This is a genomic window from Streptomyces sp. ADI95-16 (assembly GCF_003721495.1).
Classification (GTDB): Bacteria; Actinomycetota; Actinomycetes; order Streptomycetales; family Streptomycetaceae; genus Streptomyces; species Streptomyces goshikiensis.
Map to the genome: position 1 here is coordinate 1,121,142 of NZ_CP033581.1, position 25,573 is coordinate 1,146,714.

General features: G+C 73.2%; 23 protein-coding genes. 16 read left to right on the forward strand and 7 right to left on the reverse strand.

The window, feature by feature from the left end:
- Positions 1-11: 11 nt before the first annotated feature.
- The gene (locus tag EES41_RS04545) at positions 12-1,886 is read right to left on the reverse strand and encodes an ABC transporter ATP-binding protein (RefSeq protein WP_123075857.1); all 1,875 of its coding nucleotides are present in this window, start codon (positions 1,884-1,886) and stop codon (positions 12-14) included.
- The gene (locus EES41_RS04550; protein ID WP_123075859.1) at positions 1,883-3,580 is read right to left on the reverse strand and encodes an ABC transporter ATP-binding protein; all 1,698 of its coding nucleotides are present in this window, start codon (positions 3,578-3,580) and stop codon (positions 1,883-1,885) included. The genes EES41_RS04545 and EES41_RS04550 overlap by 4 nt, the downstream gene beginning before the upstream one ends.
- A 188-nt stretch (positions 3,581-3,768) precedes the next feature.
- Here EES41_RS04550 and EES41_RS04555 point away from each other — a divergent pair, with 188 nt between their 5' ends.
- The 4 genes from EES41_RS04555 to EES41_RS04570 are packed head-to-tail and all read left to right on the forward strand — an operon-like array spanning position 3,769 to position 7,901.
- Complete coding sequence (locus tag EES41_RS04555; protein WP_214348162.1) at positions 3,769-4,839, forward strand: iron ABC transporter permease; 1,071 nt, start codon at positions 3,769-3,771, stop codon at positions 4,837-4,839.
- Positions 4,836-5,948, forward strand: coding sequence for an iron chelate uptake ABC transporter family permease subunit (locus EES41_RS04560; protein ID WP_123075861.1), 1,113 nt, complete (start codon positions 4,836-4,838; stop codon positions 5,946-5,948). Before EES41_RS04555 ends, EES41_RS04560 begins: the two co-directional genes overlap by 4 nt.
- Positions 5,945-6,844 carry an ABC transporter ATP-binding protein gene (locus EES41_RS04565; RefSeq protein WP_123075863.1) on the forward strand — a complete coding sequence of 300 codons (900 nt, stop codon included), beginning with the start codon at positions 5,945-5,947 and terminating at the stop codon, positions 6,842-6,844. Before EES41_RS04560 ends, EES41_RS04565 begins: the two co-directional genes overlap by 4 nt.
- 13 nt (positions 6,845-6,857) lie before the next feature.
- On the forward strand, positions 6,858-7,901 hold the full coding sequence (locus EES41_RS04570; protein ID WP_123075865.1) for an amidohydrolase: 1,044 nt from the start codon (positions 6,858-6,860) through the stop codon (positions 7,899-7,901).
- 47 nt (positions 7,902-7,948) lie between these two features.
- Here the strand turns inward: EES41_RS04570 and EES41_RS04575 are convergent, their stop codons facing one another.
- Positions 7,949-9,043: a glutamate--cysteine ligase gene (locus EES41_RS04575; RefSeq protein WP_123075867.1), complete on the reverse strand. Its 1,095-nt coding sequence runs from the start codon at positions 9,041-9,043 to the stop codon at positions 7,949-7,951.
- A 159-nt stretch (positions 9,044-9,202) separates the two neighbouring features.
- Between EES41_RS04575 and EES41_RS04580 the strand changes: the two genes are divergently transcribed.
- The 5 genes from EES41_RS04580 to EES41_RS04600 all read left to right on the forward strand — a co-directional run bounded on the left by EES41_RS04580 (position 9,203) and on the right by EES41_RS04600 (position 16,408).
- Entirely contained in the window at positions 9,203-10,225 is a 1,023-nt protein-coding gene (locus EES41_RS04580; protein WP_123075869.1) for a cation diffusion facilitator family transporter, read from the forward strand.
- A gap of 190 nt (positions 10,226-10,415) precedes the next feature.
- Positions 10,416-11,927 (forward strand): glycine betaine/L-proline transporter ProP, encoded by a 1,512-nt coding sequence (gene proP, locus EES41_RS04585; RefSeq protein ID WP_123075871.1) that lies wholly within the window; start codon positions 10,416-10,418, stop codon positions 11,925-11,927.
- 94 nt (positions 11,928-12,021) lie between these two features.
- A complete protein-coding gene (locus EES41_RS04590) occupies positions 12,022-13,845 on the forward strand; it encodes a glycoside hydrolase family 15 protein (protein ID WP_123075873.1) in 1,824 nt (607 codons plus the stop codon).
- 14 nt (positions 13,846-13,859) lie between these two features.
- Entirely contained in the window at positions 13,860-14,804 is a 945-nt protein-coding gene (locus EES41_RS04595) for a cyclase family protein (RefSeq protein WP_123075875.1), read from the forward strand.
- A gap of 23 nt (positions 14,805-14,827) precedes the next feature.
- A complete protein-coding gene (locus tag EES41_RS04600) occupies positions 14,828-16,408 on the forward strand; it encodes a GMC oxidoreductase (protein WP_123075877.1) in 1,581 nt (526 codons plus the stop codon).
- 12 nt (positions 16,409-16,420) lie between these two features.
- Here the strand turns inward: EES41_RS04600 and EES41_RS04605 are convergent, their stop codons facing one another.
- The 4 genes from EES41_RS04605 to EES41_RS04620 are packed head-to-tail and all read right to left on the reverse strand — an operon-like array spanning position 16,421 to position 21,566.
- Entirely contained in the window at positions 16,421-18,190 is a 1,770-nt protein-coding gene (locus EES41_RS04605; protein WP_123075879.1) for a sodium:proton antiporter, read from the reverse strand.
- 19 nt (positions 18,191-18,209) lie between these two features.
- A complete protein-coding gene (locus tag EES41_RS04610; protein ID WP_123075881.1) occupies positions 18,210-19,229 on the reverse strand; it encodes a cytochrome d ubiquinol oxidase subunit II in 1,020 nt (339 codons plus the stop codon).
- Positions 19,226-20,698, reverse strand: coding sequence for a cytochrome ubiquinol oxidase subunit I (locus tag EES41_RS04615; RefSeq protein WP_123075883.1), 1,473 nt, complete (start codon positions 20,696-20,698; stop codon positions 19,226-19,228). Before EES41_RS04615 ends, EES41_RS04610 begins: the two co-directional genes overlap by 4 nt.
- A 34-nt stretch (positions 20,699-20,732) precedes the next feature.
- The gene (locus tag EES41_RS04620; protein ID WP_123075885.1) at positions 20,733-21,566 is read right to left on the reverse strand and encodes an SDR family oxidoreductase; all 834 of its coding nucleotides are present in this window, start codon (positions 21,564-21,566) and stop codon (positions 20,733-20,735) included.
- Between the two features lie 259 nt (positions 21,567-21,825).
- On the opposite strand from EES41_RS04620, the gene EES41_RS04625 reads away from it, so the two are divergent.
- From EES41_RS04625 to EES41_RS04655, 7 genes are all read left to right on the forward strand, one after another.
- Positions 21,826-22,323 carry a gluconokinase gene (locus EES41_RS04625; protein ID WP_164496092.1) on the forward strand — a complete coding sequence of 166 codons (498 nt, stop codon included), beginning with the start codon at positions 21,826-21,828 and terminating at the stop codon, positions 22,321-22,323.
- Positions 22,324-22,384: 61 nt separating this feature from the next.
- Positions 22,385-22,927 carry a hypothetical protein gene (locus EES41_RS04630; RefSeq protein WP_123075889.1) on the forward strand — a complete coding sequence of 181 codons (543 nt, stop codon included), beginning with the start codon at positions 22,385-22,387 and terminating at the stop codon, positions 22,925-22,927.
- 1 nt (position 22,928) lies between these two features.
- Positions 22,929-23,552 carry a hypothetical protein gene (locus tag EES41_RS04635; RefSeq protein WP_123075891.1) on the forward strand — a complete coding sequence of 208 codons (624 nt, stop codon included), beginning with the start codon at positions 22,929-22,931 and terminating at the stop codon, positions 23,550-23,552.
- Positions 23,553-23,656: 104 nt separating this feature from the next.
- Positions 23,657-23,887, forward strand: a complete 231-nt coding sequence (locus EES41_RS04640) for a DUF5133 domain-containing protein (RefSeq protein WP_037795297.1) — start codon at positions 23,657-23,659, stop codon at positions 23,885-23,887.
- A 79-nt stretch (positions 23,888-23,966) separates the two neighbouring features.
- The gene (locus EES41_RS04645; RefSeq protein ID WP_123075895.1) at positions 23,967-24,632 is read left to right on the forward strand and encodes an HAD family hydrolase; all 666 of its coding nucleotides are present in this window, start codon (positions 23,967-23,969) and stop codon (positions 24,630-24,632) included.
- A 93-nt stretch (positions 24,633-24,725) separates the two neighbouring features.
- The gene (locus EES41_RS04650) at positions 24,726-25,148 is read left to right on the forward strand and encodes a YjbQ family protein (RefSeq protein ID WP_123075897.1); all 423 of its coding nucleotides are present in this window, start codon (positions 24,726-24,728) and stop codon (positions 25,146-25,148) included.
- 117 nt (positions 25,149-25,265) lie between these two features.
- Positions 25,266-25,535: a GlsB/YeaQ/YmgE family stress response membrane protein gene (locus EES41_RS04655; RefSeq protein WP_123075899.1), complete on the forward strand. Its 270-nt coding sequence runs from the start codon at positions 25,266-25,268 to the stop codon at positions 25,533-25,535.
- Positions 25,536-25,573 lie beyond the last annotated feature (38 nt).

A 25,573-nucleotide genomic window follows, 5' to 3' on the forward strand; every position in this document is an offset into this window, starting at 1 on the left:
CCGGCCGCTTCTCAGGCCTCGCCCCCGCTCGGGCGGGGCCGAGGGACCGCGCCCCGCGCCGGGGCGGGGCGGCGGCTGTCCGACCAGGCCGCCCAGAGGGCCGCGTACCGGCCTCCCGCGGCGACGAGTTCGGCGTGCGTGCCGGTCTCGACGACCCTCCCCCGGTCCAGGACGACGATCCGGTCGGCGGTCGCCGCCTGCGGGAGGCGGTGGGCGACCAGCAGGCCGGTCCGCCCCTCCAGGGCGCGCAGCGCGGCCGCTTCCAGGGTGCGGGCGCCGGCGCTCCCGGCGTCGGCGGTGGCCTCGTCCAGGATCGCCACCGGCGGATCGGCGAGCACCAGGCGGGCCAGGGCCAGTTGCTGGGCCTGGGTCACCGTGAGCCGGTGCCCGCCCTCGCCGACCACGGTGGCGGCCCCCTCCGGCAGCGCCTCCACCCAGGCGAGGGCGTCGACCCGGGCGAGCGCGGCGGTGATCTCGGCGTCGCTCGCCCCGGGTCGGGCCAGCCTCAGGTCTTCGGCCAGGGGCCCGGCGAAGACGTGGACCTCCTGGCTGATCAGGGTCACGGTCCGCCGTACGCCCGCCGGGCCGAGCGCGCGGGTGTCGGCCCCACCGAGCTCGACGGAGCCGCCGGCCGGCCGGTGGACCCCGGCGATCAGCTTCGCCAGGGTGGTCTTGCCGGCCCCGCTGGCGCCGACCAGGGCCACCCGTTCCCCGGCGCGCACCTCCAGGTCGACCTCGCTCAGCACCGGGTGTCCGGGCGTGTAGGCGTGGCTGAGCGCCCGCACCCGTACGGAGGCGTCGGCCGGTTCGGCGGCCCCGGTCGGGCCCGGTTCGGCGGGCAGGGCGCTGACGCCGACGAGCCGGGCGAGGCCGGCCCCGGCGGACTGGGCGTCGTCGATGAGGAACAGGGCCGCGTTGACGGGGTTGAAGAGGCTGTGGAAGTACAGCGCGGCGGCGGTCGCGGTGCCGATGCTCACCGACCCGTCGCCGACCAGCAGGAAACCGGTGACCAGGATGGCGGCGAGTCCGATGAACTCGGCGAGGTTGAGGCGGGAGAAGAACCCGGAGACCAGCCGGATCCCGCGCAGGGCCAGCTCGACGGCCTCCCGCGAGCGCTCCTCCAGGAGCCTGGTGTGCCGGTCGGTCAGGCGGAACGCCCGGACGGTGCGGACGCCGCCGACGCTGTCGAGGAGCTGGTGCTGGAGCGCCCCGTTCGCCACCCGGTGCGCGGCGTACACGGGGACCGCGCGCGGGATGTACCAGCGGACGGTGAGGACGTGGACGGGGACGGCCGGCAGGACCGCGAGCAGGAACCGCCAGTCGAGCACGGCGAGTCCGAGGAGGGTCAGCGCGATGGTGAGCAGGGCGGTGGTGAACTCGGGGAGGGCGTGGCGCACGACCCGGGTGATGAGGGTGACGTCGCCGGTCACCCGGGAGGTCAGGTCGCCCGAACCGGCCTGTTCCACGCGTTCCAGCGGGAGGTTCAGGGCCCGTTCGACGAATCGCTCGCGCAGTCCCGCGAGGACGGTCTCGCCGAGGCGGGCGACGAGCGAGCCGCCGATGGCGGTGGCGACGCCGCGGCCGACGGCCACGGCGACGAGGAGGATCATCGGGAGGGTCAGGGAGGCGGTGCCCCGGTGCCCGGCCACCAGGTCGACCATGCGGCCGAGGAGCGGGGCGGTGAGCAGGCCGATGCCGGTGCCGAGGATCAGGACGGCGGCGGCGGTGAGGGCCTGGAGGCGGCGGCCGCGCAGCAGTTCCCCGACGGCGGCGAGGGTCTGCGCTCCGGTGGCGACGGGCAGGATGGCGCGCTCGCCGGCGTCACCGGCCGGCCCGGCGGCAGCGGTATCGGTAGCGGCGGCTCCGGGTTCCGTCGTCGGGTTCATACGAGCACCACCGAGCGGTAGGCCGCGTCGGAGGTGACGAGTTCCCGGTGGCGGCCGTCGGCGGTGACGGCGCCGTCGCCGATGACGACGACCCGGTCGGTGACGGCGAGCAGCGCCGGGCTGGTGGTGACGAGGAGGGTGGTGCGGCCCCGCCGCAGCTCGCGCAGCCGGCCGGCGATCAGCGATTCGGTGACGGTGTCCACCGCGGTGGTCGGGTCGTGCACCACCAGGACGTGCGGGTCGGCGGCCAGCGCCCTGGCCAGCGCGACCCGTTGGCGCTGTCCGCCCGAGAGGGAGCGGCCGCGTTCGCCGAGCGGGGTGTGCACGCCGTGGGGGAGGGCGCGGGCCACGTCGTCGGTGGTGGAGGCGGTGAGTACGGGTGCGAGGTCCGCTTCCGGAGTGTCCGTTCCGGCCCGTACGTTGTCCAGCAGGGTGGCCTCGAAGAGGTCGGCGTCGTGGTGGGCGACGAGGATGGCGTGCCGTACGGCGTCGGGGTCGAGGCGGGAGAGGGCGATCCCGCCGAGCTCGACGGCGCCTTCGTCGGGGTCGCTCTCGCGTCCCAGGCACATCAGCAGGTCGGTGGCGGCGGCCGGGTCCGGGGAGACGACGCCGACCAGGCTGCCCTCCGCGATGTCGAGGTCGATCCCGCGCAGGGCGCCGTAGGAGAGTCCGCGCAGCCGCAGTCCTCCGGTGACCGGGCGGGTCAGGGCGGCGGTTCCGGCGGGCACGGCGGGTGCGCAGGCGAGCACCTCGCCGATCCGCTCGGCGGAGGCACGGCCCTGGGCGAACTCGCCGCTGACGTAGGTCAGGAGCTGGAACGGCCCGAGGAGGAACTGGGCCAGGCCCACGGCCGCGACGAGTTCGCCGACGCTGAGGGAGCCGTCCATCGCCAGGCGGGCGCCGACCAGGCCGATGACGGCGATGAAGACTCCGGTCAGGGAGAGGATCGCGCCGTCGTGCCGGGAGCGGCTGCGCGCGGCGCGCAGGGCGGCCGCGAGGGAGTCCTGGCTGGTGCGGCGGTAGCGGGCCACCGCGGCCTGTTCGGCGCCGATGCCCTTGAGCACGCGCAGTCCGGCGACGAGGTCGGCGGCGACTCCGGACGCGTGCGCGGCCCGCTCCTGTTCGGCCTCGCTGCGCCGCTCCAGCGGAAGGCTGATGCGGTGTCCGAGCCAGAGCAGCGGGGGCACTCCGAGCAGGATGAGCAGGCCGAGGGGGACCGAGACGCGCAGCAGGGCGACGGCGCTGACGGCGAGTCCGGCGAGGGCGGCGATGAAGTACGGGAGCGCGGCGACCACGGCTCCCACCCGGGCGGCGTCGCCGGTGGCCATGGCGGTGAGCGCGCCGGGGAGCCGGCCGGCGTCGGCGCCGCCGCGGGGGTCGAGGACCCGGGCGGCGAGTTCGGTGCGCAGGCGGTGGGCGGCGAGTTCGCCGGAGCCGTCGGTGATGCGGGCCGCGGTGCGGTAGCAGGTGGACAGGAGGAGGAACAGCGCGGCGAGGATCCCCAGCCAGCGCAGGAGCGCGGTGGTGGATCCGGTGGCCACGGCCTGGTCGATGATGACGCCGATGACGACGGGCACCATGGCCTCGCACGCCTGGTGTGTCGTACCGAGGAGCGAGGCGGCGGCGACCCGGCGCCGCTGCCCGCTGATCGCGCGCCGGAGGACGGAGCCTGCGGGGGGACTTCCCTCAGCCATGCGGGACCTCCGAAGTGGCCTCTACTTAGGTAAGGCTACTCTAATGTTCAAGACTCCGGACCGGGTGCGAATCCACATCACCGCTTGGACTTCCCAGGTCCGCAAGGCCGTTGACCCTGTCCGGTTCATTCGGTTAGCCTCACCTAAGTTATCGCTTCGCGAACCAAAGGTCGCCGAGGGGAGCCGTGTTGTCGGTCGAGACCCGGGCGACGGCCGGGAGTGGCGCCGCGGAGCCGGCCGCCCCGGCCCCGCGCAGGACCGCCGTGACCGCCCTGCGCGGCGCGGGCCTGCTCCTCGCCCTCGCCGCGCTCATCCTGATCTCCTTGCTCAGCGTCTGGCTGGGCACCCGGGACATCCCGTTCACCTCCACCTGGAGCGTGCTGTGGAACCCCGACGGGTCACAGACCTCCGTGATCATCCACAGCTACCGGATCCCGCGGACCGTGCTCGGCCTGCTGGTGGGCATCGCCCTCGGCCTGTCGGGCGCCCTCATGCAGGCCCTGACCCGCAACCCGCTCGCCGATCCGGGCCTGTTGGGCGTGAGCCTCGGGGCCTCGACGGGCGTGGTGGTGGCCATCGCCTTCCTCGGCGTCGGAACGGCCCTCGGCTACGTCTGGTTCGCCTTCGCGGGAGCCGCCCTCGCCTCGGTCGCCGTCTACCTGCTGGGCTCGGCGGGCCGCAAACTGGCCACCCCCGACCGGCTGGTGGTCGCCGGGGCGGCGGTGACCGCGGTGCTGTACGCCTTCAACTCCGCCGTCCTGCTGCTCGATCCCCGGGCCTTCAACCAGTTCCGCTTCTGGACGGTGGGCGCGCTCGCCGGCCGCCGGATGGACGTGGTGTGGGTGATCGCGCCCTTCGTCGTGACCGGGCTGGTCGTCGCGCTGCTGCTGGCCCCCTCCCTCAACGCCCTCGCCATGGGCGAACAGCTGGGCAAGGCCCTGGGGGTGAACATCGGCCGCACCCGGGTCCTCGGGGTCGTCTCCGTGATGCTGCTGTGCGGGGCCGCGACCGCCGCCGCAGGGCCGATCGGCTTCGTCGGCCTGGTGGTCCCGCACGTGGCGCGCTTCGTGGTGGGCCCCGACCAGCGCTGGGTGATGGCGTACTCGATGCTGCTGGCGCCGGTCCTGCTGATCGGCTCGGACGTGCTGGGCCGGGTGCTCGGGGCGCCCGGGGAGGTACAGGTGGGCATCGTCACCGCGTTCATCGGGGCGCCGCTCTTCCTCGTCCTGTGCCGCCGCCGGAAGCTGGTCATGCTGTGAGCCCGGTTCCGGAGGCGAAGACCTCCGCCCCGCCCGCCCCGGCCGACCGGCCCGGCGCCCGTCCCCGGGCGGTCACCGGCCGGGTCGTACGCAGCCGCCGGGGCGGTGTCTCCCTGCGCTTCCACAGCCGTTCGCTGGCCGTCACCGCGGCGTTGGCCGTCGTACTGGTGGCGGTCATGCTGGTCTCGCTGACCACCGGCGACTTCGCCCTCCCGGTCCCCGAGGTGCTCCGGGCCCTGGCCGGCAAGGGCTCCGGCGGCGCCGACTTCATCGTCAACACCCTGCGCATGCCCCGCCTGGTGACCGCCCTGTGCGTCGGCGCCGCCCTGTCCGTGAGCGGGGCCGTCCTACAGAGCCTGACGCGCAACCCGCTGGGCAGCCCGGACATCATCGGCTTCACCAACGGTTCGGCGACCGGCGCGCTCGTCGTCATCGTCGTCCTGCACGGCAGCATGACCCAGATCGTCCTCGGCGCCCTGATCGGCGGACTGGGCACCGCCCTCGCGGTCTACCTCCTGGTGTTCGGCGGGGGCGTCCAGGGGTTCCGCCTCGTCGTCATGGGCATCGGCGTCAGCGCGCTGCTGCTCGCCGTCAACTCGTACCTGATCACCCGGGCCTCCTGGCAGGAGGCACTGGAGGCGCAGGCCTGGCTGATCGGCAGCCTGGGCAACCGCACCTGGGAGCACGCCACGGCGGTCGGGCTCGCGGTGGCGGTCCTGCTGCCGCCCGCCCTGCTCCTCGGCGGCCGGCTGACCATGGTGGAGATGGGGGACGACACGGCGATGGCCCTCGGCGTGGACGTGGCCCGCAGCCGCACCGCCCTCCTCCTGATCAGCGTGGCGCTGGCCGCGTTCGCCACCGCGGTGACCGGACCGATCTGGTTCATCGCGCTGGCGGCGCCCCAGCTCTCCCGCAAGCTGATCCGCTCCTCGGGGTCCGGGCTGGTTCCGGCCGCCCTGATGGGCGCCGTCCTGCTGGCCGTGAGCGACCTCGTGGTGCAGCGCGTCTTCTCCCCCGCCCTCCTGCCGGTCGGTACGGCGACCGGCACCATCGGAGGGCTCTACCTCATCTGGCTGCTGGTCACCGAGTCGCGAAAGAGCCGCGCATGACACGTACGAGCGCTCCGGACGCCTCCCCGCCACCGGAGGAAGGACCGGCCCCGACGGCCCGGCTGCGGGCCGAGGGCCTGACCCTCTGCTACGAGCAACGCACCGTGGCCACCGGCCTCGGGGTCGTCATCCCCGACCGCTCCTTCACCGTGATCATCGGCCCCAACGCGTGCGGCAAGTCCACCCTCCTCAAGGCGCTCGCCCGGATGCTGAAGCCCAAGGCGGGCGAGGTCTACCTGGACGGGGCGGCGATCTCCTCCTACCGCTCCCGCGAGGTCGCCCGCAGGCTCGGCCTGCTCCCGCAGACCTCCACCGCGCCGGACGGCATCACGGTCGGGGACCTGGTGGCCCGCGGCCGCTACCCGCACCAGCGGATGCTCAAGCAGTGGTCGCCGCAGGACGAGGCCGCCGTCGTCGAGGCCATGGGGCAGACCGGCGTACTGGAGCTCGCGGACCGCCCCGTGGACGACCTCTCCGGCGGCCAGCGCCAGCGCGTCTGGCTGTCCATGGTGCTCGCCCAGCAGACCTCCGTACTGCTGCTGGACGAGCCGACCACCTACCTGGACATCGCCCACCAGGTGGAGGTCCTCAACCTCTGCGCCGACCTGCACGAGCGCCGCGGGCACACCATCGTCGCCGTGCTGCACGACCTCAACCAGGCCTGCCGGTACGCCAGTCACCTGGTGGTCATGAAACCCGGCGGCACGATCGCCGCCGAGGGGGACCCCTCGACGGTCATGACGGCCGAGCTGGTCCAGGAGGTCTTCGGCCTGCCCTGCCGGATCATCGAGGACCCGGAGACCGGTACCCCGCTGATGATCCCCACCGCCCGCACCCGCCACTTCGCGGGCCCGGGGCACCAGGTGAATCCGCAATCCGTGGCACACACACCCTGAGGACCCGACGCCCATGCTCGACACGCGGCTGACCAACGCGCACGTCATCACCATGGACCCCGCCCACCCCGTCGCCCGTGACCTCGGCATCTGGCGCGGCCGCGTCGTCGGGCTCGACGGGGCCGTCACGGGGCTGCCCGCCCGCGAGGTCGTCGACCTCCAGGGCGCCACCGTGCTCCCGGGGTTCATCGACAGCCACGTCCACCTCGCCTGGACGGGCCTGAAGGCGGCCACCCCGAGCGTGGCCCCCTGCACCCGGGCCGAGGACATCCTGGCCGTGGTGGCCCGGGCCGTCGCGGACGAACCGGACGGCGCCTGGGTGGACCTCGCCGGATACGACCAGCGGGCGCTGGGCCGGCACCTGACCGCCGCGGAGCTGGACAAGGTCAGTGACGGCCGCAAGGTGTTCATGATCCACGACTCGGGGCACGGCTGCGTGGTCAACAGCGCCGTCCTGGACCTGCTCCCCGCCCAGGCCGCCGCCGGGCAGGGCTTCCTCGCCGAGAGCGCCATGACCGCCGCCCGGCGGCTGCGGCTGCCGTACTCCCAGGAGGAGCTGGCCGACGCGATCGAGCGCGCCGGGCGGCAGTGCCTGGCCGAGGGCATCACCGCCTGCGCCGAGGCCGGCATCGGCGGCGGGCTGCTCGGCCACAGCCCGGTCGAGGCGGGTGCGTACCAGCTGCTGCGCGACCGGGGCCGACTGCCGCTGCGCGTGCAGCTGATGGCCGCCGGGGACACCCTGCGCCCGGTCGCCGCCCACCCGGCCGACGGCTCCCCGCTGCGCGCCGTCCAGTTCATGGTGGAGCGGGCCTCCGACTCGGGACAGCCGATCGGCCCGGCCGAGGCGATCACCGTGGAGGAGGCGCTGTACGCGTACACCGCCGCCGGCGCCTTCGCCTGCCACTGGGAGGACGACGCGGGCAGCCTGAGCCCGGGCAAGCGGGCCGACCTGGTGGTGCTGGGCGACGATCCGTGCCGGGTGGAGACCTCACGGATCGGGGACATCGAGGTAGTGGAGACCTACGTGGACGGCAGGCCCACCGCGCACCTCGGCTGACCCCCGGACCCGGGGCCCCGGACCCGGGGCCCCGGGCGGCGCTCACCTCAGTCGGACGCGGTCGCCCCGGTGATCAGGCCGAGCAGCCCCGGCAGCCCGCCCTCCGTCAGGGCGCGGCGCTGCCGGTCGGCGGGGGTGCCCTCCCGCAGGAGCCGGTGGACGAGCGCGCTCACCTGCCGGAAGTCGCCCGCCTCCTCCAGGGCCGGCGTGATGTGGAGCAGCAGCGAGCACAGCACGTCGCCGCTGGTGTGCGGGTGGCCCCGCGGATCCAGCAGGGTGCTGTTCAGGCCGTACCGGGCGGCGTGCCAGGTGCCCGCGCGCACCAGCTCCGGCGCGCACGGGGGCACCGGGACGCCCGCCTTCTCCTCGGCGATGGCCGTGGCGACCAGGGCGCGGACGATCCCGGCGAGCATGACCGCGTCGTCGGCCCGCAGTTGCACGTCGGAGCACCGCACCTCGACGGTGGGGTAGCGGTCGGAGAGCCGGGCCTGCCAGTACACCTGGCGCCGGTCGGGGATCACCCCGGACGCCACCAGCGCCTCCAGGCGCTGTTCGTAGTCGGGGTGCCCCGCGAAGCGCGGCGGGGGTCCGCTGACGGGCCAGCGGCCGAACACGATGGTCCGCCAGCTCGCGAAGCCGGTGTCCTGCCCGTCCCACACGGGCGAGTTGGCCGACATGGCGAGCAGCGTCGGGAGCCGGCCCCGGATCCGGTTCAGCACCGCCACACCGGTCTCGGGGTCGGGGACCGCCACGTGCACGTGCATCCCGCAGATCAGGTGCTCGTCGACCAGTTGCCGGGCGTCCCCCTCCATCCTCAGGTAGCGCGGTGTCGGAGTCACCGGTACGGGGCTGGGGCCCCGGACCGGCGCGGCGCCGGTGGCGGCGATCCGGCAGCCGTTCGCCTCTGCCGCCGAGGCCATCGCGTGGCGCAGGCGCAGCAGGTGGCCCCCGACCTCCTCCAGGCTCGAACACACCGGGGTGGCCACTTCCACCTGGGCCTGGAGCAGCTCGTCCTGGACCTCGCCGCGCTCGGCGAGCGGCCCGAGGCCGGCCGTGCGGCGTACGTCCTCCACGAGCGGTGCGGGGACCCCGGTGTCCGGGTCCACCAGCAAGTACTCTTCTTCGACGCCAACCGTGATCACGTTCTGGGGCTACCCGGATACGTCATGATCACCCCCCTCGGCGGGGGAAAGGGCCGGCCCCGCCCGAACCCGCCTGCTTGGGCGGCCGGGCCAGGGGCAGGCGCGGGGGTAGGGGTGGCCCACCAGGGATCCCGTACGGTTCCGGCCCACGGAGGGTGCATGTCCCAGCCCGAGCGCGTCCAGCCCGAGCGAACCAGGTCCGGGCCGACCCCGGCCGAACGGGACACCGAGACCCGTTTCACGGTGTGGGTGGCCCTCGCGGCCAACCTGGTCATCTGCGTGGCCAAGGGCATCGGCGGCATCGTCGCCGCCTCCCCCGCGCTGCTGTCCGAGGCCGCCCACTCGGTGGCCGACAGCCTCAACGAGGTGTTCCTGCTGGCCTCGGTCAAGCGCAGCCGGCGCCCGGCCGACCGACGGCACCCCTTCGGCTACGGCAAGGAGCGCTTCTTCTGGTCCCTGCTCGCCGCGGTGGGCATCTTCGTCACCGGAGGCTGCTTCTCGGTGTTCCAGGGCATCGAGGCCTTCCGCTCCGGCGCGTCCGAATCCCACGACGGCTATCTGATCGGCCTGGCCGTGCTCTTCGTGGCGCTGCTCGCCGAGGGCGCCTCCCTGGTCCGCGCGGTCCGTCAGGTCCGCGGCGCGGCGGCGGCCGCCGGGCGCAGTACGGCCGAGGAGATCCGGGAAGGGCGCGACCCCGCGCTGCGGACCGTCCTGGCGGAGGACAGCACGGCCTGCGCGGGCGTGCTGCTGGCGATGGCCGGGATGGCCCTCCACATGGCGACCGGGCAGGTGGCGTACGAGGCGGCCGCCTCCATCCTGATCGGCGTCCTGCTGGTCTACGTGGCGTACGTGCTCGGCAAGGGGGCCCGGGCCCAGCTGATCGGCGAGGCGGCCGATCCCGCGCTGCAACGCGCGGTGAAGGAGCTGCTGCGGCGGCAGCCGGAGATCGACTCGGTCACCTCGCTGCTCACGATGCGCCTGGGGCCGGACTCGGCGCTGCTGGCCGCGTCCGTCGACCTGACGGCCGGGTACGACAGCGAGACCGTCGAGGACGCGATGGTCCGCATCCGGGCTGAGCTGAAGGCCCGCTGGCCCGAGCTGGACCAGGTGTTCCTCGACGTGACGGACGCCGCGGCGTCCCGGCGCGCGGCCGCCCACGGCCCCGGCCCGGCGGGTTCCTGAGCCACTGGCGGACCAGCGGGCCCCGTCGGTCCTCATGCGGACGGGCCCTGCCGGGATGCCGGATCCGCGCGGCGGACGGAGAATCAGGGATCGACGCGACCGCCGCGGACCAGGCAGAGAGGGCGTCACCATGGCAGGACCATCGCGCCGCCCGCCGCCCCCGCGCCGCGGCCATCCGGCGACGGACCGGATGCTGCGCACGCTGCTCCGCCGCCGCAAGAAGGCCCTCAGCAGCGGCGACGTGACGGTCTCGGACCGGCCGCAGGTGCGCCGCGCCGTGACCGCCGCCGCGCTGGGCAACACCATGGAGTGGTTCGACTTCGGTGTGTACGCCTATCTGGCCGGGACGATGGGCAAGGTCTTCTTCCCGTCGAGCTCCCCCGGCGCCCAGGTGGTCGCCGCCTTCGCCACCTTCGCCGCGGCCTTCCTGGTCCGCCCGCTCGGCGGACTGGTCTTCGGACCGCTGGGCGACCGTATCGGCCGGCAGAAGGTGCTCGCAGCCACCATGATCATGATGGCGGCGAGCACCTTCGCCGTCGGATTCCTGCCCACCTACGCCGCCGTCGGCTTCCTCGCGCCCCTGCTCCTCCTCGTCTGCCGGCTGTTCCAGGGGTTCTCGACCGGCGGTGAGTACGCCGGCGCCACCACCTACATAGCCGAGTACGCCCCCGACAAGCGCCGGGGGTTCCTCGGCAGCTGGCTCGACTTCGGCACCTTCGTCGGCTACGCCCTGGGATCCGGCCTCGTCACCGTCCTGACGCTCGTACTGGGCGAGCAGGGGCTGCAGGACTGGGGCTGGCGCATCCCCTTCTTCATCGCGGGACCGCTGGGTCTGATCGGCCTGTACATGCGGATGAAGCTGGAGGAGACCCCGGCGTTCAAGAAGGAGGCCGCCTACGCGGCGTCGGAGGGGAAGGCCGAGCAGCCGGGCTCCGAGGGGGCCGGCGAGAGCGGCCGGGGACACCTCAAGGAGATCTTCACCCGCCACTGGCACGCGGTGCTCATCTGCATGGGGCTGGTCCTGCTCTACAACGTCACCAACTACATGGTGACCTCGTACCTGCCGACGTACATGACGGTGACCCTCGGCCAGAACGACACCACGGCGCAGCTCCTGGTGCTCGCCACCATGCTGCTGGTGGTCCTGACGATCACGGCGGTGGGCCACACCTCCGACCGCTGGGGCCGCCGGCCGGTCTTCCTCACGGGAAGCGTCGCCATGATCCTCCTGGCCGTCCCGGCCTTCCTGCTCATCCGCGAGGGCGGCATCCTGCTGCCCGCGGTGGGCTGCGCCGTCCTCGGCCTGCTGCTGGTCTGCTTCGCCGGTACGGCCGCGTCCACCCTGCCGGCCCTCTTCCCCACGCGGCTGCGCTACGGCGCCCTGTCGATCGCCTTCAACATCTCCGTCTCGCTCTTCGGAGGGACGACGCCGCTGTTCACCTCGGCGCTCGTGGAGGCCACGGGCAACGACATGGTCCCGGCGTACTACCTGATGGCCGCGGGCGTCATCGGGTTCGTGTCGACGCTGTTCCTCCACGAGACCGCCGGCAAGCCGCTGCGGGGCTCGGGGCCGATGGTCGAGACGCCCGGGGAGGCGGAGCGGCTGGTGGCCCACAGCCGGACGGCTGCCGGACGGCAGGCCCGGGACATCTGGATCCGGCTGCGCCACCCGTGGGCCCGCCATTCCCACCGGGACGATTAGCGCAGGTCAGCCGCCCACCAACCGGCGCAACAGGCACATCGGGGGTTCCTGACAGATAGTGAGTCGTAAGGATCTCTCTCATCTGGGGACGCTCATGGAACGCTACCCGCCCATAGCCGAGCACGGCCTGATAGGGGACCTTCAGACGGCCGCACTGGTGACCTCCCGAGGGGTGGTGGACTGGTTCGCCGCACCCCGCTTCGACTCGCCCAGCATCTTCGCCGCACTGCTCGACCACGACCGGGGCGGGTACTTCCGCCTCGGCCCCGACGATCCGGACGCCAGCTGCAAGCAGCTCTACTATCCGGACACGGCCCTCCTGGTCACCCGGTTCATGTCGCCCGACGGCGTCGGCGAGGTGATCGACTGGATGCCGCCCAACACCGGCCGCACCCCGGCCGACCGGCACACCCTGCTCCGGGCCGTACGCACCGTGCGGGGCACCGTGCGCTTCGACCTGGAGTGCCGCCCCCGGTTCGACTACGGCCGGGCCACCCACACCCTCGACCTGAGCGGCGCCGACGCCACCTTCCGGGCACCGGGCGCGACCGCGTTCCTCCAGAGCACCTTCCCCCTGGAACGCGACGGCGACGACCTGCGCGGCTCGGTCACGCTGCGCGTCGGGGAATCGGCGGCCGCGGTGCTCACCGTCTGCGGAAAGGACAACGCACCCCCGGCTCCGCTCACCGTCGACGGCGTCACCGGGCAGCTCTGGGCCGCGGTCGACTTCTGGCAGACCTGGGTCCGCGGCTCCAACTACCGGGGCCGCTGGCACGACATGGTCAACCGCTCCGCCATCACCCTGAAGCTGCTCACCTACGCGCCCACCGGCGCTCCGGTCGCCGCGGCCACCATGGGCCTGCCCGAACAGGTCGGCGGCGAACGCAACTGGGACTACCGCTACACCTGGGTGCGGGACGGATCGCTCTCCGTCCGGTCCCTGCTCGACCTCGGCTACGTCGAAGAGGCCACCGCCTTCACGCGCTGGCTCGGCGACCGGCTGCGCGAGAGCGCGGGCAAGCCCGGCGAGCCGCTCCAGATCATGTACCGGGTCGACGGGGAACCCCTGCTCGGCGAGGAGGTCCTCGGGCACCTGGAGGGCTACCGCGGCTCCGCCCCGGTCCGCCTCGGCAACGCCGCCGCGGACCAGCTTCAGCTGGACATCTACGGCGAGGCGCTCTACGCGCTGTCGGCGGGCCGCGAGGTCGCCGTACAGACCGGCTACCGGGGCTGGAAGGTGCTGTCCAACACCCTCGACTGGCTGGCCGACTCCTGGGACCGCCCCGACGAGGGCATCTGGGAGACGCGCGGCGGCCGCAAGGACTTCACGTACAGCCGGGTCATGTGCTGGTCCGCCTTCGACCGCGGCCTGCGGCTGGCCTCCGAATTCAGCCGGCCCGCCGACACCGACCGCTGGACCGAGGCCCGCGACGCCATCCTGGAGCAGGTGATGGAGCGCGGCTGGAGCGAGGCGAACCGGGCGTACGTCCAGCACTACGGCGGGGAGGACGTGCTCGACGCGTCGCTGCTGCTGATGCCCCGGGTGGGGTTCATCAGCCCCCGTGACCCGTCGTGGCTGTCCACCCTGGACGCGATGGACCGCACCCTGGTCTCCGACAGCCTCGTCTACCGGTACGACCCGGCCGCCTCCCCGGACGGTCTGCGCGGCTCCGAGGGCACCTTCAGCCTCTGCACCTTCCTCTACGTGGACGCGCTGGCGCGGGCCGGGCGGCTGCGGCCGGCCCGGTACACGTTCGAGAAGATGCACACGTACGCCAACCACGTCGGCCTCTTCGCCGAGGAGGTGGGCGCCAGCGGCGAGCAACTCGGCAACTTCCCTCAGGCGTTCACCCACCTGTCCCTGATCACCGCGGCCTGCACCCTGGACGAGGCCCTCGACCGGCAACGCTCGAAGTGAACCCGGGAGCGGAGGTGTCCACGGACCAGGAGAACCGGCCGGGCCGGGGGCCGCGCCAGAGCCCGGCCGAGTTCGAGGCCCTGTACGCCGTCCTCCGCCGCCGGGCGACGGGCGCCGGCGGCTCGCCGGCCCGCATCCCGCCGGCCTGCGTCCGGGCGGCCGCGGGCGAGATCCGCTCCGGCCGGACGGTCACGCTCGCGGCCCCCGTCGAGACCCGGTCCGCCCCGGACAACCCCCAGCCCGCCGGCCACCGGCTGACCGGCCCCTCCGAGGACGAGGCGCTCGCCGTCGGCCTGCACTTCGCCACCGACCACTTCGGCATGAACGTGCACGGCGACGCCGACAGCCATCTCGACGCCCTCTGCCACGTCGTCTGGAACGGCACCCTGCACGGCGGCGTCTCCGTGGCCTCGCTCACCCCGGACGGCGCCACCGCGCTGTCCGTGGAGCTGGCGCGCGACGGCATCGTCGGCAGGGGCGTCCTGCTCGACATCCCGCGCCTGCGCGGGGTGCCCTGGCTCGATCCCGGAGACCACGTCACCGCCGCCGACCTGCTGGCCGCCGAGCGGAGCCAGGACGTCAGGGTCGGCGAGGGCGATCTGCTCTTCGTCCGGGTCGGCCACCGGCGCCGGCGCACCGAGTCCGGTCCCTGGAACGCGGCCGAGACCCGGGCCGGGCTGCACCCGGCGGCGATGGAACTCCTGGCCGAGCGCCGGGTGGCCGCCCTGGGCGGCGACGGCAACAACGACACGGCCCCGAGCCTGACGGACGGCGTGGAGTTCCCCGTCCACGTACTGGGCGTGCACGCCCTCGGGCTGTACCTGCTGGACTACCTCCAGTTCGAGGACCTGGTGCCGCTCTGCGAGGAGGAGGGCCGCTGGTCGTTCTTCTGCGTGGTGGCACCGCTGCGGCTCCCCCGGGCCACCGGCTCGCCCGTCAACCCCATCGCGATCCTCTGACCAACGACACCGAGGTGGCCGCCATGGTCGACAACCAGCAGTACGACGTCATCGTCATCGGAACCGGTGCGGGCGGCGGCACGCTCGCCCACCGCCTCGCCCCGACCGGCAAGCGCGTCCTGATCCTGGAGCGCGGCGGCTACCTCCCGCGGGAGCGCGACAACTGGGAGTCCACGGCCGTCTTCGTCAAGGGCAAGTACCGTGCGCCCGAGTTCTGGTACGACAAGCACGGCGACCGCTTCCCGCCGGAGGTCAACTACTACGTCGGCGGCAACACCAAGTTCTTCGGCGCCGCGCTGTTCCGCCTGCGCCCCGAGGACTTCGGCGAGTTGCGCCACCACGGCGGCATCTCCCCGGCCTGGCCGCTCCGTTACGAGGACCTGGAGCCGTACTACACGGAGGCGGAGCACCTCTACCTCGTGCACGGCCGGCACGGCGAGGATCCGGGCGAGGGGCCGGTCAGCGCCCAGTACGCCCTCCCGCCGGTGCTGCACGAGCCCCGGATCCAGCAGCTCAGCGACGACCTGGAGAGCCAGGGCCTGCACCCCTTCCACCTGCCCATCGGCGTCAACCTCACCCAGGACGCCGAGGGCCGCGCCACCCACGACAGCGTGTGCATCCGCTGCAACCGGGTGGACGGCTTCCCCTGCCTGGTGCGCGGCAAGGCGGACTCCCAGGTGGTCTGCGTCGACCCCGCGCTGACGCACGACAACGTCGACATGGTCACGGGGGCCAACGTCCGGAAGCTGGAGACCGACGGCACCGGGCGCACCGTCACCGCGGTGGTCGCCGAGCTGGAGGACGGCTCCGAGGCCCGGTTCAGCGCCGACATCGTGGTGGTGGCCTGCGGCGCGGTGAACTCCGCCGCGCTGCTGCTGCGTTCCGCGAACGAGCGGCACCCCCGCGGGCTGGCCAACAGCTCGGACGTCGTCGGCCGCCACTACATGCGGCACAACAACCTGGCCCTGATGGCGGTGTCACACGAGCCGAACGACACGCAGTTCCAGAAGACCCTCGCGCTGAACGACTGGTACCTGGGCGCGGACGACTGGGAGTTCCCGCTCGGCGGCATCCAGATGCTGGGGAAGTCCGACGCGGACCAGATCAAGGGCGAGGCGCCGCGCTGGGCGGGACTGGCCTCGCCCGACATGCCGTTCGAGGTGCTGGCCCACCACGCGGTGGACTTCTGGCTGTGCGGCGAGGACCTGCCCCAGCCGGAGAACCGCGTCACGCTGGACGAGAACGGCGACATCCACCTGGCACTGGACGAGAAGAACAACATCGAAGGGCTGAAGCGGCTGCAGCACAAGCTGCGGGGGATGCTCGGCAAGCTGGGCATGCATCCGCACCATCTCCTCCCGCACAGCCTCTACCTGCACAAGGGCATGCCGATCGGCGCCACCGCCCACCAGGCGGGCACCGTCCGTTTCGGGACCGACCCGCGGAGCTCGGCGCTCGACGTCGACTGCAAGGCGCACGACCTCGACAACCTCTACGTCGTGGACACCTCCTTCTTCCCGAGCATCGGCGCCGTGAACCCCTCGCTCACCGCCATCGCCAACGCGATGCGCGTCGGCGACCTCATCGCCGAACGCGTCCGCTGAGCCGTGGCGCGCCTACCCGCGGCCGGGCGCGGCCGCGGGGGTCAGCAGGATGGCGGTGTCCCCGTCCTCCGGTACGGGCACGGTGGTGTCGGTGACCGCGATGAGCCGCCCGGTCGAGCGCACCAGGAACAGCACCTCGTGTCCGGGCGGGATGCCTCCCTCGACGCGGAGGGCGACGACGCGGGCGCCGCCCGCGTACCGGCGGGCCAGCTCGGGCCGGTTGAGACCGCGGGAGAACAGCGCCTCGCCGCCGGTGTAAGGAGCGATGACCCCGTGGCTGCGGGTGGGCGGCTCCAGGCGGTGGACGGGGCCCTTCACCGTCGCCTTGAGGGTGAGCAGCGCGAGCGCGTTGAAGTCGTCCTCGCTGGTGAGCAGGAGTACGTCGGTGATGCCTTCGAGTTCGGCGCCGGCGCCGGTCGCGGCGGCGAGCAGTTCGCCCGGGGCCAGGCCGAGACCGGCGTCCTCGATGCTCTGGCGCTGCTGGTCGAGGCCGGCCCACATGAGTACGTCCAGACCCGCCGCGCGCAGGGCGCCGCCCAGTTCCACCACCCAGGGGTCGCCGCCCACCAGGAGCGGCCGGGACCGGGCGGACCGGCGGACGCCGAGCAGCCGGGCCGCGGGGAGCGCGGTGAGGCCGTACACCATGACGGTGGCGACGATCACGATGAAGGTGGCCGGGAGGATCTTCTGCGCGCCGGCGACGCCGGCCTGTACGAGGGAGACGGAGAAGGTGGAGGCGGTGGCCGCGGCGACGATGCCGCGCGGGGCCATCCAGCCGATGAACCACCTCTCCCGGTAGGGGACATCGGTCCGGGCCGTGGAGAGCAGCGCCACCAGGGGTCTGACCACGAGGACGAGGGCGGCGACGAGCACGAGCGCGGGCAGCACCACGTGGCTGAGGGACCGCGGGGTGACGGTGGCCGAGATGGACACGAACAGCACGCCGATGATCAGCGAGACCAGCGTCTCGAAGAAGGGCCGCCGGGCGGGGATGTCCAGCCCCGGCAGGTTGGCCAGGGCCATCCCCATGACGACGGCGGCGATGAGGCCGGTGTCGTCACGGAACGCGTCACAGGCCGCCGCCACCGCGACCACGGTGGCGAACTGGACCGTCGTGCCGAGCACCTCACCGAGGTCGAGGCGGCGCAGCAGCAGCCAGAGCGCCGCCGCTCCGGCGATGCCCCCGAGCAGTCCGACGGCCGCGCTGCCGCCGAACTCCAGGAGCTGGCTGGCGAACCCTTGCTGCCCGCCGGCCACGACCCCGTGGAAGACGAGCGCCCCGAGGATGCCGCCGAGCGGGTCGATCAGGGTGCCCTCCCAGACGAGGACTCGCTGGAGGCGCTCGCTCGGGCGGACGAAGTCGAGGAGCGGTCCGACCACCGTCGGGCCGCTGACCACGAGGATCACGCCCAGCATGACGGCCGCGCCGGACGACATGCCGAGGACGGGGACGGCCAGCAGCGCCGCCGCGGCCCCGGTGATCAGTGCCCCGAGCCAGATCAGCCGGACCACGACGGTGCGGGTGTGGCCCCGCAGGCGGTGGGTGTCCAGGCCGAGTCCGGCGTCGAAGAGGATCACCGCCACGGCGAGCGAGACGAGGGGGGAGAACGCGGCGCCCAGCAGCTTCTCGGGGTTGACGTCGTCGGTCAGGGTGCCCGTGATGAAACCGGCCGGCAGCAGCAGGAGGATCGCCGGGATCCGCAGGAGGCTCGCCACCAGCTGGGAGCCCACGGCGAGGGCGACGATCAGCGCGGTGCCGGCCAGGATCTGGCTGGAGGTCACCGCGCCCCGTCCCCTCCCGTCATTCGGCGACGTCCTCGTCGGTGAGGGGTTCCAGTACGCCCCGGGTGTCGAGGCGGTACAGCAGGACCAGGGCGGGGCCGATCAGCACCAGGGCGACGGCCGTGACGAAGAGCATCCAGTGGAGCGGCTCGCTCGCCCCGGCGGCCTGCTGGACGGTCAGGCTCGTGGGCACCAGGTAGGGCCGCTGGGCGAGTCCCCAGGCGGCGACCAGCAGCGCCACGGTGGCCACCGAGGAGTACCGCGCCCACCCGGAGGCGGGGCCGGAGACCAGCCAGGTGGTGAGCACCAGGGCCGCGACGGCGGCGAGGAGGGCGGCCAGTCCGGCGCCGTGGGTGAGCCCGTGGTGGACGTACGCGGCCTGCGGGTCGGTCAGCGTCACACCGATCACGCCGACCACGAGCAGGGCGGCGCCGGCGATCCGGGCCCGCAGGCGGAAGTAGCCGATCAGGTCGGTGCCGCCGAAGCGCCGGGCGTCCACGGAGAGGAAGACCGCCCCGAGGAAGGCGGTGGCGGCGACGGCCACCAGGCCGGCCATGATCGAGGTGGTGTTGGCCCAGGCGTGGGCCGAGGCGACGGTGCCCGGTGCGACGCGCCCGGAGGCCACGCCGCCGATGACCGTGCCCAGGAAGAACGGGGTGAGCAGGGAGGAGACGGCGAAGGCGGCGCCGTAGATCCGGCGGCCGGCGAGGTTGCGGGTGGGCTTGCGCAGGGCGAACCCGGCGCCGCGCAGGACCATGCCGACGGCGGCGAGCGCCAGGGGGAGCCACAGAGCGGTGAACACCGTCTGGAAGAACTCCGGGAATCCGGTCCACATCAGGATCAGGACGAAGATCAGCCAGACGTTGTTGACCTCCCAGACCGGTGCCATGGCGTGGTCGATCAGCCAGCGCGGGCGCTTGCCCCGCGCGGCGCCTCCGGCGAACAGGTCCCAGAACCCGGCGCCGTAGTCGACTCCCCCGCCGCACGCGTAGGCGGCGATCACGAGCAGCAGGATCCAGGCGACGATGTTCGCGGTCACTGCTCGCTCCCGGGTGCTCGGTGGTCGCCGGGGGCGGCGCCGGCCGGTTCCGGACGCGGACCGTACGGGGTGTCCGTCTCCGGGTCGTCGGCGGGCGCCCCGGCCGGTCCGGGGCCGGACGCGGCGTCGGCGAGCCGCCAACGGCCGCTCATCTTCATCACCACGCCGAGGAGCGAGCCGAAGACCAGCAGGTAGACCACGACGACGAGACCGAACACGGCCCACAGGGAGGAGGCGGCGGTGGGCGTCACGGCCTCGGACACCCGCATGTTCTGGTAGACGATCCAGGGCTGGCGGCCCACCTCGGTGCTGATCCAGCCGCATTCCACGGTCACCACGCTGGCCACGCCGGACACGGCGGCGCAGCGGAAGAACCAGGGGGACTTCGGCAGGTCGCGGTGGCGCCACCAGCACCAGGCGTACCAGAGGGCCAGCAGGATCAGGGCGCTGCCGACGAGCGCCATGATGTCGAAGGCCCAGTGCGCGATGGTCGCCTGGGTGGCGGTGGGACGGTCCGAGGCGGCCACCGAGCTCAGGCCGGTGACCTTCGTGTCGGGACTCTTCCCGGCCAGGATGGAGTCGAGCACGGGGATCTTGATGCCGCCCTTGATGGTGCCGTCCTCCTGGAGCCGGCCGAACAGGTACTCGGGAACGTGCGTGTCGGTGTCCCAGACCAGTTCGAGGGCGGCGAACTTGATGGGCTGCTTGAGGAAGACCTGCCTCGCGATGTTGTCGCCGAGCACGAACTGCACGGGGGTGAGGATCGCGGCGACGGTGAACGGCACGGTGAAACCGAGGCGGTGGTATCGGTCGCGGCGGCCCCGGAGCCAGCCGACCGCGTAGACCCCGGCCACCACGTAGCCGGCGGTGATGAACATGGCGACGACGAAGTGCCAGTACTGCGGGCCGAACATCGGCGTGAAGATCGCCTGCTGGACGGTGACGTCCACCGGACGGCCGTTGTCGTCGAGGGTGAAGCCCCGCGGCGTGTTCATCCACGAGTTGGCGGCGATGATGCCGAAGGCGCCCATCAGGGCCGTCAGCGGCAGCGGTACGCCGAGCCAGAAGTGCGTCTTCGGCGGCAGCCGGCGCCAGCCGTAGAGGTAGATGGCGATCAGGATCGCCTCAAGGAAGAAGGCCCAGGCCTCGATGCCGAAGCCGAGGCCGAAGACATCGCCCCAGCGGCCCATCATGCCGGGCCAGAGCAGGCCGAACTCGAAGGAGAGCACGGTGCCCGTGATGATGCCGACGGCGAACTGCACGGCCATCACGGCGGACCAGCGGCGGGCCAGCAGCAGCGCGACGGGGTCCGACTTGCGCAGGCCCCGGTGGTGCATGACCAGGGTGATGAACGGCAACGCCACCCCCAGCGGCACCAGGGTGATGTGCATGGCCAGGGTGAACGCCATCAGTTCCCGCGCGGGCAGCAGTTGCGCGGGGGCGTCCGCCAGGAGGTGTACTGGGATCATCGTGCGGTCCTCGGTGACTCGTGAGGGCGGTGGGTCAGCCTCCGGTCGCGAAGCCGGGGAAGAGGGTCATCCCGCCGTCGACGTAGAGGGTGGTCCCGACGACGTAGTCCATCAGGTCGGAGGCCAGGACGGTCACCGCGTTCGCGATGTCCTCGGGGTCACCGACCCGGCGGTAGGGGATCAGCTGGAGCAGGGCCTTCTCGGCCTCGGGAGTGTCCCAGGCGTCCTTGTTGATGGGGGTGCGGATGGCTCCGGGCGCGACGGCGTTCACCCGGATGCCCTGCGGGGCGAGTTCCTGGGCCAGCGTCTGCATCAGCATCAGGACTCCGCCCTTGGACGAGGCGTAGTTCACGTGGCCCGCCCAGGGGATGATCTGGTGGACCGAGCTCATGCAGACGATCTTCCCGGCCGAGCGGGACACCTCCGGCACGACGCCGCGGCGGAGGAACTCCTTCGTCGCCTCCCGGGCGCACAGGAACTGGCCGGTGAGGTTGACGTCCAGCACCTTCTGCCACTGGGCGACCGTCATCTCGGTGACGGCCGCGTCCCGCTGCAAGCCGGCGTTGGCCACCATGATGTCGATCGTCCCGAACTCCTCGACCATCCGGTCGACCATCGCGACGACCTGGTCCTCCTGGGAGACGTCCGCCTCGTGGGCGTAGGCCCGCACCCCGTGGGACTTGATCTCCTCGACGACCGCCTCGGCCTCCTGCGCTCCGGCGACGTAGTTCACGACCACGTCGGCTCCCGCGCGGCCCAGCCCGATCGCGGTCGCCTTGCCGATGCCCGAGTTGGCCCCGGTCACCAGGGCCTTCTGCCCCTTGAGGATCCGCGGCATCTCCCTGAGCGTCTGGTCCCCGGTCGACATCACTCGTCTCTCCCATCGTTGGCCTCACGTACCGGCACCGGCAGACCACGGTCGCCCGCGCGGAACCGGGCGGCGCCGGGCGGCTCGCGCCGCTCGGCCGATCGGGGCAACCACACCCCTCCGACGGCGTAAGGAGCGGCCGGAGGGAGCCGGTCGCCGGGATGATCTCCTGACCGGACCGTCCGGCTCACGGGCCACCCGGGAGGGCGCTGTGGAGACATCCGGACCGGCACGGCCGGCCCCGGCCGTCGTGGTGGTCATGGGCGTGTCCGGCTCGGGCAAGAGCACCGTGGCCCGGCTCCTCGCCGCCCGCCGCGGGGTGCCCTTCGTGGAGGGCGACGACTTCCACCCGGCGGCGAACATCGCCAGGATGCGCGCCGGGCACCCGCTCGACGACGCGGCCCGCGAGCCCTGGCTGACCGCGCTGACGGAGGCGGTCCGCGAGGTCGTGCGCGCCGGCGAGGGCGCCGTCGTCTCCTGCTCGGCCCTCAAGCGCGCCTACCGGGACCGTCTTCGCGAGGCCGCCCCGGCGATGTGGTTCCTGCACCTGACGCTGGACCGGGCGGTGGCGCGCGCCCGAGTCGCCGGGCGGGCCGGGCACTTCATGCCGGCCCGGCTGCTGGAGTCCCAGTACGAGGTCCTGGAACCGCTGGGCACCGACGAGGACGGCCTCACCCTCGACGCCGGCGCGGGCACCGACTCCGTACTCCGACGGGCCGGGGAGGCCCTCGCGGACTTCGAGGCCCGATCGGTTTGACCGACGGCACCACGGGCAGGCGCGCGGCAGGGGCTGAAGAGGCCCGGATGGAGAACACGCCATGTCGACCAGCATGCTCATAGCCGTGATCGTGATCGCGGCCGTCCTGGTGATCGCACTCGCCGTGGGGCTGTGGACCAGGTCCCGCCGACGGCACCTGCGCAGCCGGTTCGGTCCCGAGTACGAGCGCACGGTGGAGGCCGAAGGCGGCCGCAAGGCCGCGGAGCGGGAGCTGCGCTCCCGCGAGGCGCGCCACGACGCGCTTGAGATCAAGGAACTGCCGCCGGAGCGGCGCAAGCAGTACACCGAGGAGTGGAGCGGCGTCCAGGAGGCGTTCGTGGACCGCCCGGAGCGTTCCGTCGGCGAGGCCGACGAGCTGGTCACCCGGCTGATGCGCGAGCGCGGCTATCCCACGGAGGACTACAGCGGGCAGCTGCGCGACCTGTCGGTGGAACACGGACGCACGGTGGAGCACTACCGCGCCGCGCACGACGTCAAGGTGCGCAGCGGCGCGGGACAGACGACGACGGAGGAACTCCGCGGGGCGATGGTGCACTACCGCGCGCTGTTCGAGGAGTTGCTCAGTGATCAGAGGAGCCGGTGACATGCGCGACCACGGAGAGCGGAACGCCCGGGCCGACGAGGCGGGGCTGACGACCGAGGACATCGCCCACCCCCAGGCGGGGGCGCCCGCGGCGACCACCCGCGAGGACGAGCGGCAGCAGGTGCCCGTGTACCCGGGTGAGGCCACCGCGGACCCGCGGGACGCCGCCGCGGGCGTACGGGAGACGGACCCGGGCACGCGGGATGCCGCCGCGGGCGTACGGGAGACGGACCCCGGCAGGCGGGAGGCGGATGACGGGACCGGGGCTCCGGGGCGGGCGCCGACGGAGCAGTGGGACGGGGAGCCGGGGCGGGCGGCGACGGAGCGCGGGGCCGTGGACGCCCCGGCGGCGGATGAGGAACCGCTGCTCGGCGCCCCGGACGCGGAGGGCTACCGCAAGGCGTGGAGCGAGATCCAGGGCAGGTTCGTGGACGACCCGCAGGAGGCCGTCAGGTCCGCCGACGCCCTCGTGGCCGAGGTGATGCAGACCCTGGCCCGGACCTTCTCCGCCCGCAAGCAGGGCCTGGAGGGACAGTGGGGCCAGGGCGGGCAGGTCGCCACGGAGGAGCTGCGGCTGGCGCTCCAGCAGTACCGCTCCTTCTTCAACCGCCTGCTCAACACCTGAGGCGGCCGCCGGCCCCCGGTGCGTGGCGTCCCGGGCGTGTGGCGGGCGCAACCCGGGGCAGAAGCCCGGCAGAGAGACAGACCGCCGGAGAAGGGACCCGTTCCATGCTGATGGCCCACCCCGCACTGCTGCCCGCCGCCGTCCGTGAGTACGAGACGCTGAGCCTCCTGAACGCCCTCGAAGGGAGTCCGCGGACGGTCCGTCGCATCGAGGAGCTCTCGGCCCTGCTGTGCACGGCGACCGGTACGGGCAGCGCGGAGGCGGCCGTCGTCGCCGCCCGCTACCGGCTCCCCGGTGCGGGGACCTTCGACGATTCGGTGATACCCGCCCGCTGAGGGTGCGTGCCGGTGGCGCCCGCGCGAGACTTCTCGCGTGGGCGCCCACGTGCGCGTCCCTCTCCGGACGAGGAGGCACATGAACCGGGCCGCGCTGTTCGACGTGGACGGAACCCTGGTCGACACCAATCACCTGCACGTCACGTCCTGGTGGGAGGCGCTGCGCCAGGCGGGGCACGACGTGCCGATGCACGCCATCCACCGTGCGCTCGGCCTGCCGGGCGCGGACCTGCTCTCCCACCTCCTCGGCGAGGAGCGGGACACCGGCGGGGACGGGGCGCTGAGCACCGCCCACGACACCCTGTACGCGACGTACTTCGAGCGCCTGCCCCGGCTGCGCGCGGCGGACGACCTGCTGCGCACGCTGAGCCGCCGGGGCTGGCGCGTGGTCCTGGTCACCTCGGCCGGCGGCGGCGAGCTCGGCGCGTTGCGGAAGGCGATCGGCGCGGACGACGCCCTCACCGCCACCGCCAGCGCCGATGACGTGGAACGGGGCAAGCCCGCCCCGGACCCCGTCCACCACGCGCTGGAGCTGGCGGACGCGTCCGCGCACAGCTCCGTGTTCGTCGGCGACAGCGTGTGGGACATGAAGGCCGCGACCCGGGCCGGGGTGCGGCCCGTGGGCTTGCTCTGCGGCGGCATTCCCCGTCACGACCTCGAAGCGGCCGGCGCCGGCCCGGTCTACCGGGATCCCGCGGACCTGCTCGAACACCTCGACGCGAGTCCCTTCGGCGTCGCCGGCTGAGCCGGGTGTGGTCGCGGCTCGCGCGGGATGCCCACCCCGTGCGGGCCGCCACCACGGTTCGTACGGGCCGGGGTTCCCGGCGAGGATGGGCGTATGACCGACACGTTCACCACACGGACGCTCGATGTGACGACGGGCTCCGGAGAGACCGTCCACGACCTGACCACGGCCTGCGCGGAGTTCCTGAGCGAGGCCGCCCGTGGCCGGGACGGGCTGCTCAACGTCTTCACCCCGCACGCGACGGCCGGGCTGGCCGTCATCGAGACGGGCGCCGGCAGTGACGACGACCTGCTGGACGCGCTGCGGACGCTGCTGCCCGCCGACGACCGCTGGCGGCACCGGCACGGCTCACCGGGCCACGGCCGCGACCACGTGCTGCCCGCGTTCGTGCCGCCGCACGCCACCCTTCCGGTGGTACGGGGCGAGCTGGCCCTCGGAACCTGGCAGTCGGTGGTGCTGGTGGACACCAACCGGGACAATCCCCAGCGCACGGTACGGCTGTCCTTCCTGGGCTGAGCGGCCTCCGGCGGCCCGCCCCGATGCCGGGCGTTTGGATTCCTCCGCAGCGAGCACCCGGCGATTGACGGGAGTCACGAACAATCGGGGCTCGCCGGGAGAAATCGAGGAGACGTCGTGGGAATCATCGCGTGGATCGTCATCGGACTGCTCGCGGGAATCATCGCAAAGGCCCTGCTGCCCGGCAGAGATCCCGGCGGCATCATCATCACCATCCTGATCGGCATAGCCGGCGCGCTCCTCGGGGGCTGGCTCGGCAAGGTGCTTTTCGGTGTCGATTCCATCGACGGGTTCTTCGAGGTGTCAACATGGGTCGCCGCGATCGTCGGTTCGATGATCCTGCTGCTCGCCTACCGGATGGTCTCCGGTGGAGGCCGGCGGCGCTGAGCCCCCTTCGGTAACCGGAACGAACACGAGCAGGAGCG